20 protein-coding genes are annotated in these 19,301 nt (G+C 59.9%); 7 read left to right on the top strand and 13 right to left on the bottom strand.

Translation table 11 applies throughout. The features are described from left to right. From FBZ99_RS07905 to FBZ99_RS07880, 5 genes are all read left to right on the top strand, one after another. A complete protein-coding gene (locus FBZ99_RS07905; protein ID WP_113332188.1) occupies positions 1-996 on the top strand; it encodes an ABC transporter ATP-binding protein in 996 nt (331 codons plus the stop codon). Further along, entirely contained in the window at positions 989-1,975 is a 987-nt protein-coding gene (locus FBZ99_RS07900) for an ABC transporter ATP-binding protein (protein WP_113332187.1), read from the top strand. The genes FBZ99_RS07905 and FBZ99_RS07900 overlap by 8 nt, the downstream gene beginning before the upstream one ends. A 99-nt stretch (positions 1,976-2,074) precedes the next feature. Beyond that, positions 2,075-2,992, top strand: coding sequence for a sugar kinase (locus FBZ99_RS07895; protein ID WP_145632328.1), 918 nt, complete (start codon positions 2,075-2,077; stop codon positions 2,990-2,992). 123 nt (positions 2,993-3,115) lie between these two features. Next, the gene (locus FBZ99_RS07890; protein WP_145316460.1) at positions 3,116-4,225 is read left to right on the top strand and encodes a glycosyltransferase family 4 protein; all 1,110 of its coding nucleotides are present in this window, start codon (positions 3,116-3,118) and stop codon (positions 4,223-4,225) included. A 359-nt stretch (positions 4,226-4,584) separates the two neighbouring features. Further along, entirely contained in the window at positions 4,585-5,025 is a 441-nt protein-coding gene (locus FBZ99_RS07880; protein ID WP_145632325.1) for a MarR family winged helix-turn-helix transcriptional regulator, read from the top strand. Positions 5,026-5,065: 40 nt separating this feature from the next. Here FBZ99_RS07880 and der read toward each other — a convergent pair whose 3' ends face one another. The 3 genes from der to FBZ99_RS07865 all read right to left on the bottom strand — a co-directional run bounded on the left by der (position 5,066) and on the right by FBZ99_RS07865 (position 7,867). Then, the gene (gene der / locus FBZ99_RS07875) at positions 5,066-6,493 is read right to left on the bottom strand and encodes a ribosome biogenesis GTPase Der (RefSeq protein ID WP_145632322.1); all 1,428 of its coding nucleotides are present in this window, start codon (positions 6,491-6,493) and stop codon (positions 5,066-5,068) included. An 11-nt stretch (positions 6,494-6,504) separates the two neighbouring features. Next, positions 6,505-7,188, bottom strand: coding sequence for a tetratricopeptide repeat protein (locus FBZ99_RS07870; RefSeq protein WP_095435471.1), 684 nt, complete (start codon positions 7,186-7,188; stop codon positions 6,505-6,507). A 97-nt stretch (positions 7,189-7,285) separates the two neighbouring features. Further along, a complete protein-coding gene (locus FBZ99_RS07865) occupies positions 7,286-7,867 on the bottom strand; it encodes an NnrU family protein (RefSeq protein WP_113388980.1) in 582 nt (193 codons plus the stop codon). A 179-nt stretch (positions 7,868-8,046) separates the two neighbouring features. Here FBZ99_RS07865 and FBZ99_RS07860 point away from each other — a divergent pair, with 179 nt between their 5' ends. Further along, a complete protein-coding gene (locus FBZ99_RS07860; protein WP_145632319.1) occupies positions 8,047-9,027 on the top strand; it encodes a polysaccharide deacetylase family protein in 981 nt (326 codons plus the stop codon). Between the two features lie 191 nt (positions 9,028-9,218). Here FBZ99_RS07860 and sbmA read toward each other — a convergent pair whose 3' ends face one another. Continuing rightward, on the bottom strand, positions 9,219-10,484 hold the full coding sequence (sbmA, locus tag FBZ99_RS07855; RefSeq protein ID WP_113388981.1) for a peptide antibiotic transporter SbmA: 1,266 nt from the start codon (positions 10,482-10,484) through the stop codon (positions 9,219-9,221). 432 nt (positions 10,485-10,916) lie between these two features. Between sbmA and FBZ99_RS07850 the strand changes: the two genes are divergently transcribed. Beyond that, positions 10,917-11,501: a PadR family transcriptional regulator gene (locus FBZ99_RS07850; protein ID WP_113388982.1), complete on the top strand. Its 585-nt coding sequence runs from the start codon at positions 10,917-10,919 to the stop codon at positions 11,499-11,501. Positions 11,502-11,553: 52 nt separating this feature from the next. Here the strand turns inward: FBZ99_RS07850 and map are convergent, their stop codons facing one another. The 9 genes from map to glpK form a co-directional block, all read right to left on the bottom strand. Beyond that, the gene (gene map / locus FBZ99_RS07845) at positions 11,554-12,306 is read right to left on the bottom strand and encodes a type I methionyl aminopeptidase (RefSeq protein ID WP_112720880.1); all 753 of its coding nucleotides are present in this window, start codon (positions 12,304-12,306) and stop codon (positions 11,554-11,556) included. 138 nt (positions 12,307-12,444) lie between these two features. After that, positions 12,445-12,957, bottom strand: coding sequence for a GNAT family N-acetyltransferase (locus FBZ99_RS07840; protein WP_113388984.1), 513 nt, complete (start codon positions 12,955-12,957; stop codon positions 12,445-12,447). Positions 12,958-13,008: 51 nt separating this feature from the next. Further along, on the bottom strand, positions 13,009-13,437 hold the full coding sequence (locus FBZ99_RS07835; RefSeq protein ID WP_113332180.1) for a DoxX family protein: 429 nt from the start codon (positions 13,435-13,437) through the stop codon (positions 13,009-13,011). 30 nt (positions 13,438-13,467) lie between these two features. After that, positions 13,468-13,938 carry an SRPBCC family protein gene (locus tag FBZ99_RS07830; RefSeq protein ID WP_145632316.1) on the bottom strand — a complete coding sequence of 157 codons (471 nt, stop codon included), beginning with the start codon at positions 13,936-13,938 and terminating at the stop codon, positions 13,468-13,470. A 99-nt stretch (positions 13,939-14,037) separates the two neighbouring features. Beyond that, a complete protein-coding gene (locus tag FBZ99_RS07825) occupies positions 14,038-15,294 on the bottom strand; it encodes an RNA polymerase sigma factor (protein WP_145632313.1) in 1,257 nt (418 codons plus the stop codon). Then, positions 15,291-15,665: a YciI family protein gene (locus tag FBZ99_RS07820; protein WP_145632310.1), complete on the bottom strand. Its 375-nt coding sequence runs from the start codon at positions 15,663-15,665 to the stop codon at positions 15,291-15,293. Before FBZ99_RS07820 ends, FBZ99_RS07825 begins: the two co-directional genes overlap by 4 nt. Before the next feature lie 79 nt (positions 15,666-15,744). Continuing rightward, positions 15,745-16,641 (bottom strand): S66 peptidase family protein, encoded by an 897-nt coding sequence (locus FBZ99_RS07815; RefSeq protein WP_246661084.1) that lies wholly within the window; start codon positions 16,639-16,641, stop codon positions 15,745-15,747. 117 nt (positions 16,642-16,758) lie between these two features. Beyond that, positions 16,759-17,562: a membrane-anchored protein gene (locus tag FBZ99_RS07810; RefSeq protein ID WP_145316440.1), complete on the bottom strand. Its 804-nt coding sequence runs from the start codon at positions 17,560-17,562 to the stop codon at positions 16,759-16,761. 178 nt (positions 17,563-17,740) lie between these two features. Continuing rightward, positions 17,741-19,243, bottom strand: coding sequence for a glycerol kinase GlpK (glpK, locus tag FBZ99_RS07805; RefSeq protein ID WP_145632306.1), 1,503 nt, complete (start codon positions 19,241-19,243; stop codon positions 17,741-17,743). Between the last annotated feature and the right edge of the window lie 58 nt (positions 19,244-19,301).

Genomic DNA, 19,301 nt, shown 5'->3' with positions numbered 1-19,301 from the left:
ATGACAGACACACTTCTCGAACTCAAAGACTACTCGATCACCTTCCGCACGCCCGAGGGCGAAGTCGCGGCAGTCTCCAAGATGAACCTCAAAATCGGCCGCGGCGAACGCATCGCTATCGTCGGTGAATCCGGCTCCGGCAAGAGCCAGACTTTTCTCGGCCTGATGGGCCTGCTCGCCAAGAACGGCCGCACCAGCGGCCAGGCGCTGCTCGACGGCAAGGACCTGCTGACGCTGAAGCCGCGTGAACTCGACCATGTGCGTGGCAAGGACATGGCCATGGTCTTCCAGGACCCTATGACCGCCCTCAATCCGTCGCTTCGCATCTCGCGGCAGTTGACGGAACAGCTCGAAGTTCATGGCGGGCTTTCGGCGCGTGCCGCCTCGGCAGCGGCGCTCGATATGCTGAAGCGTGTCGGCATCCCTGACCCGACTCGCCGCTTCAACCTCTACCCGCACGAGCTTTCGGGCGGCATGCGCCAGCGCATCGTCATCGCCATGGCGCTGCTGACCAAGCCGAAGCTCTTGATCGCCGACGAGCCGACGACGGCGCTCGACGTAACGATCCAGGCGCAGATCCTCGATCTCTTCAACGAGTTGACGGCGGAAATGCATACGGCTCTCGTTATGATCACCCATGATCTCGGCGTCGTTGCCGGCCTCGCCGACCGCGTTGCCGTCATGTATGCCGGCCGCATCGTCGAGGAGGCGCCGGTCGAGGAGCTGTTCGAAAGCCCGGCCCATCCCTATACGGCGGCGCTTCACTCGGCGATCCCGAGGCCGGACCAGGATGTCGACGACCTCACCGTCATCCCTGGACGACCGCCGAACCTGATGCATCTGCCGCGCGGCTGCGCCTTCTCGCCGCGCTGCGCCCATGTGCAGGACGACTGCCTCGACGCCGCGCCTCCGCTCGACCAGCTTTCATCGCGACGCTGTGCGGCCTGCTTCCATCCCCTTTCGGCTAATCAGGAACGGAGCCTCGTCCATGGCTGAGCAAACGCTTCTGAAGGTCGAGCATCTGACGACCGAATTCGAACTGCCGTCGAAATCCTTTTTCAAGCCGCCGATGATCCTCACGGCTGTTAACGATGTCAGCTTCGAACTGAAAACCGGCCGCACTCTCGGCATCGTCGGCGAATCCGGCTGCGGCAAGTCCACGCTTGGCCGCTCCATCCTGCGGCTGATCAAGGCGCAGAAAGGCCGCATTCTCTGGCAAGGCGGCAATCTGCTCGATCTCACCGAAGAGGAAATGCGTGCCGCCCGCCGCGACATGCAGATCATCTTCCAGGATCCGATCGCCTCGCTCGATCCGCGCATGACCGTCGGCGACATCATCGCCGAGCCGCTCACGGTCTTCGAACCGAAACTGACTCGGGCGCAGCGGCAAGATCGCGTTCGCGAGATCATGGCTGCCGTCGGCCTCGTTCCGGAGATGATCAACCGTTACCCGCACGAATTCTCGGGCGGCCAGGCGCAGCGCATCGGCATCGCCCGCGCCGTTATCACCCGGCCGAAACTCATCATCTGCGACGAGCCCGTTTCGGCCCTCGACGTCTCAATCCAGGGACAGGTCATCACCCTTCTGCGTCGCCTGCGCAAGGAGTTCGGCCTCACCTTGATCTTCATCAGCCACGACCTCTCTGTCGTGCGCCTGATCTCGGACGACGTGCTGGTGCTCTACCTCGGCAAGGTGGTGGAAGCAGGCGAAGCCGCGACAGTCTTCGATCATCCGGCTCATCCGTACACGCAGGCGCTGTTCTCCGCCGCGCCAATCCCCGATCCGAAGCTCGCTCGTGGCCGCGAGCGCATCCGCCTGCAGGGCGATCCGCCCTCGCCGCTTAATCCGCCGCCGGGCTGCGTCTTCTCGCCCCGCTGCTGGAAGGCGACAGATATCTGCCGCACGAAAATGCCGCCAACCGAGCACGTCCGTCCGGGTCAGACGGCGGCCTGCTATCACATGGATCGGCCGTAAAGCAGATCCAGCGAAAGTGGACGGCGGCAGCCGCCGTCCACCTTGCCCCAGCCGCCGCTTGCGCGTATGCAGCACCAAGACAAAATGCAGGAGGCAGTCTTGGGCGGGCGTTTTCTATCGATCGGCGAATGCATGGTGGAATTGTCGCAGGCCGATGACGGGCACCTGCGCAAGGGCTTTGCCGGCGACACCTTCAACACCGCCTGGTATGCCCGCGCCTGCTTGCCGGCCGACTGGTCGATCGATTATTTCACCGCACTCGGCGACGATGCCATGTCCGACGAAATGGTCGCCTTCATGGGCAGCGCCGGCATCGGCACGGCGAGCATCCGCCGCCTGCGCGGCAAGACTCCCGGCCTCTACATGATCAATTTGAAGGATGGCGAACGCTCCTTCAGTTACTGGCGCGATAGCTCCGCCGCCCGCCAGCTTGCAGCCGATGGCGATGCCCTGCGCGCTGCAATCGAAGCCTCCGATGTCCTTTATTTCTCAGGCATCACGCTGGCGATCCTGCCGCGCGAAGACGCCTTCACGCTGCTCGCAGAACTGCGTCGCGCCAAGGCTGCCGGCAAGCTGGTTGCCTTCGATCCGAACCTGCGCCCTCGTCTGTGGTCCAGCCTCGACGCCATGCACACCATGATTTCGGAAGGTGCGCGCGCCGCAACGCTCGTCATGCCGAGCTTCGATGATGAAGCCGTGCATTTCGGCGACGATTCGATTCCCGCCACCATCCGCCGTTACCGGCAGTACGGAGCCCAGATGATCGTCGTCAAGAACGGCGCCGAGGGCGCGACCATCGGCGATGGTACCGATGAGACCCTCGTCCCGGCGGTCAAGGTCGCCAAGGTCGTCGACACCACCAGCGCCGGCGACAGCTTCAATGGCGCATTTCTGGCTCACTATCTGCAGCATCAGGATGCGGTCGCTGCCGTCGGCTTCGCAGCCAAGATCGCGGCAAAGGTCATTCAGGAATACGGTGCGCTCGTCTCGCCCGAGAAGCTGAAGTCCATCCGCTAAACGCTGTAATATTTCCATCATGGACACCCCCCACAATAGAGTGGGCGCGGGAATCATGTTTGAAACACCGCAATCGCTGGCACCGTCATCATGAGGATACGGTGCGGATGGACTGTTTTGGGCATGTTGCAACGCTTGTCAGACATCGATCAAACCACCTGGACGCAGGCGGCGACACCTGTCGCAGTACCCGAACGGCTGCTCATCGTCAGCGATGCCTGGCATCCACAGGTCAACGGCGTCGTCCGCTCCATCGAGAACACCAATCGGGAACTGACGCGAATGGGCGTCGAGGTTTCGATGATCACGCCGGATGGCTTCCGTAATATCCCCTGCCCGACCTACCCGGAAATCCGGCTTTCGATCGCCAGCTACCGCAAGATCGCCGCAAGAATAGAAGCACTCCGGCCGACTTATGTCCACATCGCTACGGAGGGTCCCCTCGGGCTTACGGCCAGGCGCTGGTGCCTGAGAAACGGTATGCCATTTTCGACCAGCTACCACACCCGCTTTCCTGAATATGTGGCCGCGCGTTTGCCGATACCGGAGAGTTGGCTCTACGCCTTCATCAAATGGTTTCACAATGCCGGCTACGGCTGCATGGTGGCGACACCAAGTCTTGCGAGCGAGCTTAAACTGCGCGGCATTCGCAATCTGCTGCCCTGGAGCCGTGGCATAGATTCCCGCCTCTTCCGTCCCCAACCACTTGACGACAACCCCTTCGGCCTGCCCCGTCCCATCTTCATGACTGTCGGCCGCGTCGCGCTGGAGAAGAACCTGCCCGCCTTCCTCGATCTCGACCTGCCTGGATCGAAAGTGGTGGTGGGCGATGGCCCCGCCCGGGCCGAACTGCAGAAGCTCTACCCTGATGTCCATTTTCTTGGCGCGAAATTCGGCGAGGAACTGGCGCATGCCTATTCGCAGGCCGACGTCTTCGTCTTCCCGTCCAAGACCGACACCTTTGGCAACGCCATTCTGGAAGCGCTCGCAAGCGGCGTTCCGGTCGCCGCCTACCCCGTCACCGGCCCCGCGGATATTTTGGGAGGAAACAGGGCTGCCGGCGTTGTAGATGCCGATCTAGCAACGGCCTGCCTCGCCGCACTCTCTTGCTCCCGCGATGCCGCACGCACGCTGGCACTCAACTATTCCTGGGAGGCGGCGACGGCGCAATTCATCGGCAATGTCAGGATTGCCAATCACCGAGGCCGGCTGCACGTCCACAACAAGCATTGAGTCCGCGGACGATCGGCACCATCAGTGAAGTTGCAGCTCCGGCCATGCCGTCAACGATCACCGCGCTGCCCTGACGGCATAGTATAGCCCTGCATGAGGATTAGATAGCCGTGTCTTATCCAGCACGATGAAGCCCGCATTGAGCAATGGCGCGAAGAATGTCATTTGATTCTTATCTTTGGACCACCATTTATGGCACTCGATCACCACGGCATTGATCGACCCGAAAAGACCGTGCCTCGCCAGAGCCTCAGCAGCTGCCTTTCCAAAAACGGAAGAAACCCGTAGCCCAGGCATAAATTTGGGTGTACAATTATTTATCGCACGATCTACATTAGACCCCTCGGGGAGTACTTGAGATGACCGACGACCCGTTAAAGCTGGATAACTTCATCTGCTTCGCGCTCTATTCGGCCAACCATGCGATGAATCGTCTCTATAAGCCGATGCTGGACGCGCTCAATCTTACCTATCCGCAATATCTCGTCATGGTGACACTATGGGAGGAAGACGGCCAGACCGTTGGCGGCATCGGTGAAAAGCTGTTTCTGGAATCAAGCACGCTGACACCGCTCTTGAAGCGCCTGGAAGCAGCCGGCTTCATCCAGCGTATCCGCAGCAAGGAAGATGAGCGCCAGGTGCTGATTCAACTGACCAGTGAAGGCAAGGCCCTCAAGAAGAAGGCCGCAACCGTTCCCCCTTGCATTCTCGACGCCACCGAGCAGACAGTGGACGAACTGGCACGGCTGAAGGCGGAAATCACGACGTTGCGCGAGGCGCTCAGCAGGAATGTCGCCTGATTTGAAGCGCACCCATCTCCCGATGGGGCGCTTCGGCGAGTTACCGCTTCTTTTTGTTTTCGTAGGGATTTTCCGACGAGCGGAAATGAATGCGGATGGGCACGCCCGGCATGGAGAAGTCCTGACGAAGGCCATTGATCAGATAGCGCACATAGGATTCCGGCAGCGCATCCGAACGGGTGCAGGAAATCATGAAGGCCGGCGGCCGCGCCTTTACCTGCGTCATGTATTTCAGCTTGATGCGGCGGCCGGAAACGGCCGGTGGCGGATGCTGAACCTGCTGCGTCTCGAGCCAGCGGTTGAGGCGCGCGGTCGAGACGCGCTTGTTCCAGACCTTGTCCGTATCGACGATCGCCTGCATGAGGCGGTCCAGCCCCTCGCCCGTCTGGCCGGCAATCGGAATGGCGCGAATGCCTCGCGCCTGCGGCAATAACCGGTCGGTCTTTTCGCGCAGATCGGCGAGCACGGCCTGGCGATCCTCGATCATGTCCCACTTGTTGAAAGCGAGCACGGCGGCACGCCCCTCGCGGATCACGAGATCGACGATCTGCAGATCCTGCTTCTCGAAGGGAATGGTCGCATCAAAGACGATAACGACGGTTTCGGCGAAACGGATGGCGCGCAGCGTGTCGGCAACCGAGAGCTTCTCCAGTTTCTCCGTGACCTTCGCCTTGCGGCGCATTCCGGCAGTATCGAACATTTTGACGGTACGGCCCCGCCAGTTCCAGTCGACGGAGATGGAATCGCGGGTGATGCCGGCTTCCGGGCCGGTCAACAGCCTGTCTTCGCCAAGGAAGCGGTTGATGAGCGTCGACTTTCCGGCATTCGGGCGACCGACGATCGCCACGCGCAACGGGCGCGTCTCGTCATAGGCGGGCTCTTCGTCGATCTCTTCGCCATCTTCGCCGACGGAAGGACGTGGAATGCTGACATTCGTCTCCGCCTCATCTTCCTCTTCCCCGAAGGCGCGCTCAGGCCCGATCGCCTCGACGATCGCGTCGCGCAGATCCATCATGCCCTGGCCATGTTCGGCCGAGATCGGGCAAGGTTCGCCGAGACCGAGCGTATAGGCATCGTAGAAACCGCTATCGGAGCCGCGCGCTTCGGATTTGTTGGCAACGAGCACCACGGGCCGGCCACGCTTGCGCAGCATTTCGGCAAGCGTCTTGTCGACATGGGTCAGGCCCATCTTGGCATCGACGACGAACAGCGTCAGGTCGGCTTCGTCGATCGCCGCCTCCGTCTGGGCGCGCATACGGCCCTGAAGCGATTCATCCTGAGCCTCTTCAAGACCGGCGGTGTCAACGATGCGAAAACGGAGATCGATCAGCTTGGCATCACCGGGACGACGGTCACGCGTGACGCCCGGCGTATCGTCGACGAGCGCCAGCTTCTTGCCAACCAGCCGGTTGAACAGCGTGGACTTGCCGACATTCGGGCGACCGACGATCGCGACCGTAAAACTCATTGAGCGATCCTTCAGCCTTTTGCGACCGGAGCCTTGCCGGATGCAGTGATGAGATCGAGCAGCATCTGGGCACGGTTGGCAACATTGCGCGGGCTCTGCGGATCGTCGACGATCGCCTGGAACCACTGCCGGGCCTTGGCGAAATCGCCGGCCTTGTAAGCGGCAAGGCCGAGAACGTCGCGCGCCGAATGGCGGAAGGCATCAGCGGGGACGGCCAGTTCCTGGGCTTCGGCGGCGACCTGATCGTAGGTGCCGGTATCGACGAGAAGGTAGGCAGCACGCAGGCGGGCCGCATTACGGATAACGACCGGAAGGTCCGTCTGCTTGCCGACTGCCGAGAAGGTGGCGATGGCAGCGGCCTTGTCCCCCTTCTGTGCCTGCAGCGTCGCGGCGCGCAGGCGGGCCAGCACCGGATAGGAGCCGGGGCCGCTCTTTTCGATGGCGGCGAATGCGGCCAGCGCTTCATCCGTCTTGTTTTGATCGGCAAGCGTCAGTGCGGCAATGAACTGATCGCCACCGCTGCCGGCCTGATTGCCGGCCCAATAGCGATAGCCGCTATAGGCTGCGGTGCCAAGGACGACGAGCACGGCAGCACCGATGATGAGCTTGCCGAAACGACGCCATATGAACCGCAGCTGGTCCGAGCGCAGTTCCTCGTTCACCTCGCGGATGAAGCTATCGTCATTGAATGCCATTCTTGTCTCCGGCCCAGGCCAAATAGTTCAAAGCTTAGGTTTAGTGGGGCCTTCTACTCCATTTTGCGGCTGATGTAAGGGGGAATGGCAGAAATCGTCACATAACGAGCGGCGAAACCCCGATAATCCACGCATGAAGCTTCCAAATGATCAAGGCCCAGACAATGACGCCGATGACGATCGCATAAAGATCATATTTCGCCGAAACGAACGGACGCAGGGTGATTTCGCCGGCCCGCTCGCGCCGTTTCAGCGAAATGCGCAGAATTACGCCCCAGGCGAGGAAGGCGGCAAAGAGCAATATCGCCGCTCCATCGCCATTCGACAGGAGATGCGCCAACGCCCAGATCTTCACCGACAGCACCATCGGATGCTTGGTCCTGACCGCGATATGCCCCGCCGGCAGCAGCGAGGCGACAAGACAGATCAGGGCGAAGAGCATCAGCAGGATGGTGATGTGGCTCATCCAGAACGGCGGCGTCCAGATCGGGGTCATGTCGCGCGCCTGACCGAAACCGTAGATCAGAATGACCAGCGCCACGATGCTGGCAATCGAATAGGCACCCTTCCAACCGCCCTCACCCAAACGCGCGATCATCGAGCTTCTGAGGCCGGGGGCAACAACACGGACCAGATGGAGGCCGAGAAAGAGAACAATGCCGAGAACGAGCAATGCCATGGATGAAATCCTTTATGGTCTTGTAGTCACATCCTTATCGGCTGCCGCAAAAAAATGCCAGCATCACCGCAGCTTCGCCGCAATTGCGCGAAAGGAAGGAAGCGATCCTGAGCGCGCTATCCGATATCGCTGGACGATTCCTGGCAAGCCGTGCTCGACGCAATCAATATTCGGTACCCATGTTTCGCTTTGCTACCTGTCTCTCCGTCGCCATTTCCTTAGGGCTCCCCGTCGCCGCCCAGGCCGATGACAAGCCCAAGCAACTCGTCATGATCTCCTTCGATGGTGCTCATGACAATGCGCTCTGGACCAAGAGCCGCGAGATCGCTTCGCGCAATGGCGCGCATTTCACCTACTTTCTGTCCTGCACTTTCCTGATGAACAAGACGCAGGCCAAGGCCTATCAGGGGCCAAAGCAGCGGCCGGGCAAATCGAATGTCGGCTTCGCCAAGAGCGAGGATGATGTCCGCACGCGCATCGCCAATATCTGGGGGGCGCATCAGGAAGGCCACGACATCTCAAGTCATGCCTGCGGCCATTTTGACGGCAAAGGCTGGAGCGCTGCCGATTGGAAACAGGAATTCATGAATGCGCGGATCGCGCTTCGCGACGCCTGGAAGAATGTCGGCCTTGCCGACAAGGAGCCCCAGGGTTGGGAAGATTTCGCGACGAACGACGTCAAGGGATTTCGCGCGCCCTATCTCTCCACCAGCGATGGCCTCGTGCCAGCGGAAAAGGAGATGGGTTTCCACTATGATGCAAGCCTGGTCACCAAGGGACCTGCCCTGCCACAGGTGGTCGACGGCATCTATCGCTTCGGTCTGCCATTGATCCCCGAAGGTCCCGAACATCGCCTGGTCATCGGCATGGACTACAATCTCTATGTCCGCCACTCCAAGGGCGTAGAAGACAAGGCCAATGCCAAGACCTATGAAGACCGCACCTTCGATGCCTTCGAAGCCGCCTTCAACAAGCAATATGACGGTGAGCGCATTCCGCTGCAGCTCGGTTTCCATTTCGTCGAAATGAATGACGGCGCCTATTGGCGCGCCCTCGACCGCTTCGTCAGCGATGTCTGCCACAAGCAGGATGTTGCCTGCGTCAGCTATTCCGAAGCGATTCCATTGATTGCGGCGCGTGGCAAGCCGCAGCAGGGGTGAGGAGCGGTCGAACGAAGCCCTCGTGGTTCGAGACGGCCTTTCAGGCGGCCTCACCATGAGGACGCCTCCTGCAGAAGGCTGAATATTGAATTGGCTTCACGCAACAATGCGCTCCATCCTCACCCTGAGCTTGTCGGAGGCGAGGATGGCCCGAATATTCTAACCAACGAAAAGTCTACGGAGCCTTCTCATCAGCCGTCGGCGTGGATGACGCCCGCTTCGCGTTCCAGATAGGTTTGATCGATCTTCGGTAACGGCTCATCGTCGATCGCTGCCTCGAAAGCCTTCAGACGCTTGTGAATCGACAGAAGCTCGATGATCGTCGTCCAAGAATTGACGAGGTATTGGAAGGAATTGCTGACCTGACCGAAGGCAGTCGCGATCTGCTGATATATACCGTATGTGATCGCACCGGCAACGAAGGTCGGCACCAGCATGAACAATACGAACATCGTATCGGCCTGCAGATAGAAATAGCGCGCGACGTTGAAATAAACGTAGTGGAAGTAGATGCGGAAATAATTGCGCCGAACGTTGGCGAAAAGCTCCTTCACCGTCGTGGGCTGTGCCCGCTCTTCGTGATCCTCACCATAGACAAGCTCCTTGCGATAAGCCGCCTCTACGCGCTGGTTCTTGAAATTCAGCCCAGGAAGCTTGATGCCAGCGACCGCCAGTAGAACGGTGCCAAAGATCGACCAGAAAAGCGCCAGCCAGAAAAGTGAATGCGGAATTTTGCCAATAATCGGCAGCTCCGTTACGTAGGTCGAAAGCGCAAGCAGAATTGGCAGGAACACAATCAGCGTCATAACGGAATTGATGAGACTGATGCCGAGGCCTTCCAGCACACTGGAAAAGCGCATTGTGTCTTCCTGCACACGCTGCGAGGCACCCTCGATATGGCGAAGCTTCTCCCACTTCGACATGTAGAAGTCGTTCATCGCCGTCCGCCAGCGGAAGATGTAGTGGCTCGTAAAGAAATCCGTCAGAATCGAGACGAACATGCTGAGGAACGCGATCTGCGCAAAGATGATCATCAACGAATAGAAACTGTCAGTCGTCACACCCGGCTGCTTCGTGAGTGCAGCCTGTAGCAGATCGCCGAAGGGGCGGCGAAAATTGTTGATAACTACGGTGACCTGAACACCGAAATAGGTAACCAGGATGATGAGCGCAGAACCCCAAAGCGACCAAATCTTCCAGGGGTGGCTCCAGGCGCGAATGTGCCAAGCACCACAGAAGATAACGATGCAGGCAAGAAAGAATCCGTAAAACCAGAGATTTCCCCACAGCAGAAAATAGCTGAGATCGTATGGCTCCTTTCCTTCACCAGGCAACACGAAACCTAGCCGTGTCCCCAGGTCCGAAAAGAACAGATACCAGGCCGCAATGCAGGCAAGCGTCCAGACCACCATTGACGTGAAGAAAGGTTTCGGCTGCGGAAAGAAGGAGTGGAACACGGTGGATAGGCTTCCTTGATCGGGTTCAGACTGGAACCGCAAATGACGTTAATTTGTGGCGAGCCTAGGACAGTTCGCCAAGAGCGGCAACCGGCCAAGACATATTCTTACATAGATGTAATCGCTTATCCCACGATCGTGATGCAGTTGTTCAGCAACGGATTTTCACCCATTGGATGAACTCTCTCCCGCTTTTGAATGATAACCAGCAAGCGATCGTCCCATCTCGCAGCTCGCCTCTTGCAGAAAACTATCTTACGATATATATCTTACGACATGACTAACGATATAAACTCTCACCCTTCAAGGAGAAACGATATGAGAGGTTTTAGAGATCGTCACATGTTCGGAGATGGCTTTGACATCGTCGAGGCATATATCCTACGACACGGTCGAGGCCGTGAATCGCGCGGCGAGCACAGGAGAGACTTCATGAGAGGCTTCAAGGGCGGCATGTTCGGCGGCGGGTTTCGCACCGGCCGCAAGTTCGATGCGGCCGACCTGCAGCTCATCATCCTCGCTTTGCTCTCCGAGCAGCCGCGTCACGGCTATGAGCTGATCAAGACCTTCGAGGAGCGCTCCGGAGGCTTTTATGTACCGAGCCCGGGCGTCATCTACCCGGCGCTGACTTATCTCGAAGAGACCGGCCAGGCCGAAGTCGAGGTGAGCGGCACGAAAAAGCTCTACCGCATCACCGAAAGCGGCCAGAAGCGCGTCGACGACAACCGTGATCTGGTCGAAGTGACGCTCGCCAAGCTCACGTCCATCGGCGAGAAAATGGCCCGCGTCCGCGAGGTTTTCGGCGGTGAAGACGAGGATGGCCGTGACAATCCGTTCGACCGCCATGGCAGCGGCGATGTGCATCGCGCCCGCCACCTACTGCGTTCCGCGCTTCGCTCGAAGTTCCCATGGAGCAAGGCCGAAGGCGCACGCATCGCGGCAATCCTCGAGCGCGCCGCCGCCGATATCATCCGCGGCGAAACGAAGGACGAGGACAGCCCAAAGGCTGGCGATTGAGCTACGGCATGTCGCGCAAAACTGCGTAGCGGTTTTGCGATAACGACATGCTTCATGCGTCCGGCAATGTCAGGATGACCGGCCCGTTGCGGGTAGCGATGATCGTGTGTTCGTACTGGACGGTGGGAGCCTGGGGATCGGCATAGAGCGTCCAGGCGTCGTCGCCGCCCTCTGCCCAGGTTGCACCGAGCGACAGAAATGGCTCGACCGTAAAAACCAGGCCATCCTCCATGATCCGGGTCTCGGAAGGGTCCGCCCAGGTGGAAACCTCGGCGGGCTCTTCGTGCAGCGAGCGACCGATGCCATGACTGGCGAGATTGGCAATCAAAGTATAGCGGTTCTTCTGCGCGAAGGCGCCGACGGCCTGCCCGATCTTCGCAAGCGGCGCGCCGCTTTTCACCTGGTTGAGACCGACCCAAAGCGCCCTCTTGCCGTCGCGGCAGAGGCGCTCGATCTTCGGCTTGACCGGCGGCACGGTAAAGGAAGCGCCGGTATCGGAGAAGAAACCATCCTTCTCGGCCGATACATCGAGATTGACCAGATCTCCCGCCTTGATAACACGTGGGCCTGGAATGCCATGAGCCACTTCCTCGTTGACGCTGATGCAGGTCGCGCCGGGGAACTTGTAGACCAGTTCCGGCGCCGATTGCGCGCCGGCATCTTCCAGCACCTTGCGGCCGATCGCGTCGAGTTCCAGCGTCGTAATACCCGGCTCCAGTGCCGCGGCCATGGCCTGCAGCGCGTTGGCGCAGATGCGGCCGATATCTTTTAGTTTGGTCAGTTCTTCTTCGGTCGAAACGATCATCTACGGCTTCCGGCACCCCTCGCACTCTCGGCAACGTGCGGCGAGAGGCTCAAGGTCGCTTTCGCCCCTTCCCTCCGCACAGTCAATGTCTTTGTGAGGTTTTCCGCCAGATAGCGCAGCTTTCGAAATCCGAAAGGGTCAGGAACGAGGATCGTCCGCGAGCAATGCCCAGCGTTCATGATCGCACCAGACGCCGCCGATTTTCAAATATTTGGGCGAGAACCCTTCCTTGCGGAAGCCGAGCCGTTTGACCAGCGCAATGGACGCATGGTTGCCCGGCTGGATATTGGCCTCCACGCGATGCAGGCCCACGGCATCGAAGGCGTGCGCGACGGCCAGACGAACCGCTTCAGTCATGAACCCCTGACCGGCGAAACCCACCATGCCGTGATAGCCGAGAAAGGCGCTGCGAAAACCTCCCCAGACCATCTGGCTGATATTGACGACACCGACGATGCCGCCCGAACCGGGGTCGCGCGCCACCAGCCCGATGTTCGGCCCCGTCACCGTCTGACCGAACCACGCGTCGAAACCGTCACGATCAAGGAAGGGATAGGCCCAGGGCACATGGTGCGCGCGGCTCGCGATATTGGCGGCGATCAGCTCGTCCGCATCCGATTGCCTGACCGGCGCGATGATCACTTGCGGCATGGCTCGCTCCGTCCTTATTGAGGAGCGAGCCTTATCAAATCGAATCCAAAATCAAAAGCTTCGCTGAAAGAACGGAATCATTTTCCGAACCGCTTCATAACGAAGATAAAGTCCGCCCCAGGCGATCACTCCAAGATAAACGCCGAACAGCAGATGCGAGAAGATCGGGCTGCCGACTCTCAGATGCGTCGCGATCGCCCCACCGAGCAGACCCGTCAGCAGGATGGCGCCGAGGACGGACGTCCTCGGGATCGCATAGAGAATGGCGCAGCCGAGCGTGATGATGCCGAGCAGCCGCGCAAGTGCCGGATCGGCAGAATAACCAAGCCCCGCCATCGTCTCGGTGACGACCGAAAGCGGAACAAGCTTGATCGCGCCATCGAACAGCAGGAAGGCGATGACCAGTCCGCTCAGGATCATACCGGTCACGCGCTGCGCGCGCGTGACCGAAGGCAAAGATGAATCAGCAGCATAAGACATTGTCACATCCCCCGGAATTCTATCGGAAATTCAGATCTTGGCTGCCAGTGCTGCGAGCTGCTCGGCGCACTGACCCCATCCCTGATGAAAGCCCATCTTCTCATGCGCCTCGCGATCCTCCGCGGACCAATGCCGCACCGTGGCGGTATAACGGGTCTTACCACTGTCGAGCTCGTCGAGCTGGATCGTCACCACCATGAAAGGCTTGGCCGACGGCACCCAGGCGCTGGTGAAGGCATCTGTGAAGACGAGCCGCTCATTCGGCACCACTTCCAGATAGACGCCGTTGCCCGGATAATCCTCGCCTTCTGGGCTGCGCATGGTGATCGAGCTTGAGCCTCCGGCACGAGCGTCGACGCTGGCTGCCGATATCGTCCATGGCAGCGGTGCGAACCATTGTTTCAAGAGCTCCACTTCGGTCCAGCAACGGAAGATCTTGTCTCGTGGTGCGTCGATGACGCGGGTCAGGGAAAGCTCGTGGCGTTGGCTCTGTTCAGTCATATCTTGCTCCTCTTTATTGTTTGACGCGGCCTGCTCGGCCCATACACGAATGACGTTCGAGATGGTCATTTCCCGACAGCGAAGACACAGGTTTTTCGATTATTTTGCAGTCGCAAAAGCATCCGCGCTCAGACGATCGAGCTGATAACGAATATGGGCTGCTTCGGCGGGGGAGCGGGCGAGCGCTATGGCTCTGTCGAAAGCGACACGAGCCTCTTGCGCGCGACCGAGCTGCGCAAGCAGACCACCTCTCACACCATGAAAATAGAAATAGCTGTCGAGCTGTGCTTCCAGCGTCGCAATCAATGCCAGAGCCGCCTCCGGCCCCTTGAGCTTCGAGAGCGCGACCGAGCGGTTGAGTGTGACGACGGGTGACGGCGTCAGCCGCTCCAGCATCTGATAGAGAAGGTCGATCTCCTCCCAATCCGTATCGGCCGCGCGCTTCGCTCTCGAGTGCAGCGCTGCGATCGCCGCCTGCACTTGGTAGGGGCCGGGCCGCCGATGGCGGATCGCTTTGTCCAGCAGCGCCAGCGCCTCGTCGATCAGCGTCCGATCCCAGAGCGAACGATCCTGATCTTCCAGAAGGATGATCTGTCCATTGGCATCGAACCGGGCATCCTTCCGCGATTGCTGCAGGAGCATCAGTGCCAGTAGCGCCATGGTTTCCGGCTCGGAGGGAAAGATTCGCAACAGCAACCGGCCAAGCCGGATCGCTTCGTCGGCAAAAGCGGCCGCCTCGCGATGGGTTCCGCCGGCCGAATAGCCTTCGTTGTAGATCAGGTAGATCATGGCGCTGACGAGCGCCAGCCTCTCGCTCCGCTCGACCGCACCCGGTGTTTCGAAGGGAACGCCAGCCGCAGCGACACGCGCCTTGGCTCTTGTAATGCGCTGCTCCATCGCGCTCTCGCTGACCAGGAAGGCGCGAGCGATCTGCTGCACCGAAAGGCCGGAAACGATGCGCAATGCCAGCGCGATCTGTTGCGTCGCCGGCAAATCCGGATGGCAGCAGATGAACAGCAGCCGAAGGATGTCATCACGATAGCCCGACCCATCGAGCCGCTCCGCCAGATCGCTCTCCACATCGCTCGTATCGGAGATCGCCTCCTCGTCCGGCAGGCTCTGCAATTTCGCCTGCTTGCGCACCGTATCTATGCCGCTGTTGCGGCCGACGAAGATCAGCCAGGCGACGGGGTCGCGCGGCGGCCCCTTGTCGGGCCAGGTTTTCAAGGCCCTGAGGCAGGCCTCCTGAAAGGCCTCCTCGGCGGTGTCGAGATTGCGGAAATAGCGCAAAAGCGCGCCCATCACCTGGGGTCGGGCGTTGGTAAGCGCAATGTCGATCCAGGCAATGTCGGTCATGTTGTAACGGCTCCCGGCCGGAAGACGTAAAGCGGACGGATTTCATAGGAGCCGACGCCGGGATTGGCCGCGGCAAGCTCCTTCGAAAAACCGATGGCTTCGTCTAAAGTTTCGAAATCGACGACGTAGAAACCGAGCAACTGCTCCTTCGTTTCCGCGAAGGGACCGTCGATCACGATCGGTTCGTTCTTGCCCTTGCGCAGGGTCGTTGCCGCCGTCGTCGGCATCAACCGTGCTACGGGGCCGAGCTTTCCAGCCTCCCGCAGTGGTTCCTGTACGGCAATCAACCGTGCCATCGTGGCGTCTTCCTGCTCCTTGGACCAGGCAAACACGGTGTCTTCGTCGTTGTAGCATAGGATCGCGTAAAGCATTGAGATTCCCTTCACCCTTTAAAGACGAAGGAATATCACCTGCTCCGACAGGCTGCGTCAAAAAATATCGAAGATGACCTCAGATGTTCCCACGCCGGATCGCCAGCATACCGGCCTTCGCATCAAGCTCCGCCATAGCGCCGATAAAAACGCTTGCCGGGCTATCGCCATGCCCGAGCGGCAGGCCGCCGAGGATCGGCACTTTCAGTTCGGTCAGATGTTCACGCAGGATGTCGATCACCGAATAAGGGCGGTCGAACTCGAAGTCAGTAAACTGGCCAATAGCGACCCCTGCCAAACCATCCAGATGCCCCGCCTTGCGCAGCATGGTCATCTGCCGGTCCACCTGACCAGGATACAGACCGATGGCCTCAAGCAGCAGGATGGCACCGTGCATATCCGGCAGCGCCCAGCCGGCCGATGCTGCCACCATATCGAGGTTGCCGCCGATCAGCCGGCCCTTAGCCATACCGTCTGTTGTTAGCCTCGAGGTCGGCTCTTCCGGGCGCGAGCCGATAACGATGTCCTCGGTTGTCATCAGCGCTCGACGCATCGATTCGCGCGTATAAGAGCTGACACCATCTTCGCTCGGCCCGATGGAAAATGCGCCGTGAATACCGACCTGGTGGCAATGTCTCAGCAGGCTCAAATGCAATGCGGTGATGTCACTGAAGCCGATAAGAAATTTCGGATCACGCCGCGCTGCGGCAAAATCCAGTTGATCGGCGATGCGATAAGATCCCTTGCCGCCGCGAGTGGTGAAGATCGCCCGCACATTGGGATCGCGAAGTGCGGCGTTGAGATCCGACAGCCGCTCTTCGTCCGTGCCAGCAAGATAATTCCACTTGCGGAAGGCATACTCACCGAAATCGACGGTGAGCCCCCAACCCTTCAGGATTTCGGCGTTTCTCAGAACCATATCCCTGTCGGGCGGGCTTGCTGGGGATACAAAGCGCACCTTGTCGCCCGGCCGCAAGGGCGGCGGCATCGGTATCAGATCGGCGTCTGAATGGCTGCGTGATTCCATGGAGCGATCTTGGCACGGAATCACGACCAGCGTCAGCCGCAGATTGACCGTTGGCGGATCCTTAGCTCAAGAATTGATGACGGCCTCAGCCGTTATCGGTGCCGGTCGCTTGCCCTTGGCATCGGCTTCAACTGTCCGGCCGGCCTTCGCCTTGCCTGCCCATAACGGCAGGCCGATGGATTGCGACACGACCGGATCACTTGTGAACACCGGATAGCCGCGTTCCAAAAGCCGTTCGAGAACCTCGCGGTCCTTGCGGACGTGCAGCCGGGCGAGATTTTCCTGATTATAGACATGCCCGCCTGAATCGGGATTGATGCCGGTGATGATCACTTCGGTGGCGCCGTTATAGATCGCGAAGAGCACGGCATTGATGCCGTTCGAGCATTTGTCGTCGGCGCCGAGTTCGCTGCACTTCACCCCGCCGACCCGGTCGAGCAGTGCCATGCGCTTGTAGCGATCGACGATCTCCAGCTTGTCGTAGCTATAGTTGAACCTCCGCAGACCCTCTTCCAGCCGCTCGCGCTCTTTCCGCCAGAGCAGAACGTAGAGCATCTTGGTCCGTTCGCCGTTCAGAACCCGTCGCACCTCGACGGCATTGGTGTTGGTGCCTTCGATCTGGTTGAACTGGACGAGCGTCACATCGGGCGCCTCGATCCCCCAGCCCTTCGTCACAGTCTGCGAACCGTTGATGGTGATGACCTTGAAGCTCTCATCGAAATCCACCGGCCTGTTCGAAATCGGCGCCGAGCCGACGACGAGAACAGGCCCATCGAACCGCTCGGCCAGCATCGGTGGCTTCGGCCGGGTCAGATGATATTTGATCTGCCGGTAGTAATGTTTTTTCAGTTCAGAAAATTGAGCAGCCATTATTCGCTTTATCGTCTCTTGAGAAGGCGTCCGCCCTCAAAAGGCGCGGTCCGGCGAAATGCGGCCCGGAATCCTCCCCGCGCCACGAACAAGGCGAGTATCGCTGCGCGCACTTATATAAGCAAAATAAAGAAATCTTACACGACATAACCTGGGGTGAGCAGCCGATGAGGGCCGATCACCCCTGCCGTGTACTCAAGGTGCGCGAGACCGCGTTCTTCCAGCCTTTGAGCTTCGCGTTTCGGGTCTTGTCATCCATGCTGGGCTCGAAACGCCTGTCGCGTGCCCAGGCCTTGGCGAAGCCGGCGCGATCCGGCCAGACCTCGGCCCGGCTGCCAGCAAGCCAGGCAGCGCCCAGTGCGGTCGTTTCGAGGATCGTCGGGCGGTCGACCGGTGCATTCAGGAGATCGGCAAGCCGCTGCATCGTCCAGTCGGAAGCGACCATGCCGCCATCGACGCGCAGCACCGTCTCCTGCCCGTTGCCATTGCGCCAATCCTTATGCATAGCATCCAGTAGGTCGCGCGACTGATAGCAGACGGCTTCCAGCGCCGCCCGAACGATCTCCTCAGGTCCGGTATTGCGCGTCAGTCCGAAAATCGCTCCACGTGCATCCGGATCCCAATGCGGCGCCCCGAGGCCGGTGAAGGCCGGCACCAGATAAACCTCCTGCAGCGGATCGGCCTTGGCCGCCAGCTCGCCGGAATCCGAAGCGCGCTGGATGGCCTTCAGACCATCGCGCAGCCATTGTACCGCAGCGCCCGCAATGAAGATCGAGCCTTCGAGCGCATAGGTCGTCTCGCCATTCAGCCGATAGGCGATGGTGGTCAGCAGGCGGTTTTTCGACCGCACCATGTCAGCGCCGGTGTTGAGCAGTGCGAAGCAGCCGGTGCCGTAGGTGGATTTCATCATGCCGCGTTCGAAGCAGGCCTGGCCGATCGTCGCCGCCTGTTGGTCGCCGGCAACGCCGAGGATCGGGATCTCCGCGCCGAAATGCGTGGCATCCGTGACGCCGAAATCGGCGGCACAGTCCTTCACTTCAGGCAGCATGGCTGCGGGAACGCGCAGGATATCCAATAGCTCCTCGTCCCATTCGTTCGCACCGATATTGTACATCAGCGTCCGCGAGGCATTGGTCGCATCGGTGACGAAGCTCTTGCCGCCAGTCAGCCGCCAGATCAGGAAGCTATCGATGGTGCCGAAGCACAGCTTGCCTTTGGCGGCAAGGGCACGCGCATCTTTCACGTTGGAGAGCAGCCAGGAGAGTTTGGTGCCGGAAAAATAGGGATCGAGCAGCAGGCCGGTGCGACGCCTGAAGAGCTTTTCCAGGTCCTGCCGCTTCAGTTTCTCGCAATAGCTCGCCGTGCGACGATCCTGCCAGACAATGGCATTGTGGATCGGCTTGTCGGTCTCGCGATCCCACACGACGACCGTCTCGCGCTGATTTGTGATGCCGAGGGCTGCAATATCCTTGGCGGTGATGCCGGCAGCCTCGATCGCCTTGCGGACGGTGACGAGGACAGAGGACCAGATTTCCTCCGGATCGTGCTCTACCCAGCCCGGCTTCGGATAATGCTGAGTGAATTCCTTCTGCCCGACACCGGCAACCTTCATCTTGCCGTCGAAAACGATAGCCCGTGTCGACGTCGTTCCCTGATCGATCGCCAAGACATAACCGCTCATGCACTCCTCCCGCCTGTTGCGTCCCGAAACAACAGATACGCGAGCAAAACGAATGTGA

This window comes from Rhizobium sp. ERR 1071 (assembly GCF_007828675.1).
GTDB classification, from domain to species: Bacteria; Pseudomonadota; Alphaproteobacteria; order Rhizobiales; family Rhizobiaceae; genus Rhizobium; species Rhizobium dioscoreae.
The sequence above is the reverse complement of the archived record's forward strand: the minus strand, read 5'-3'. Positions and strand labels throughout refer to the sequence as shown.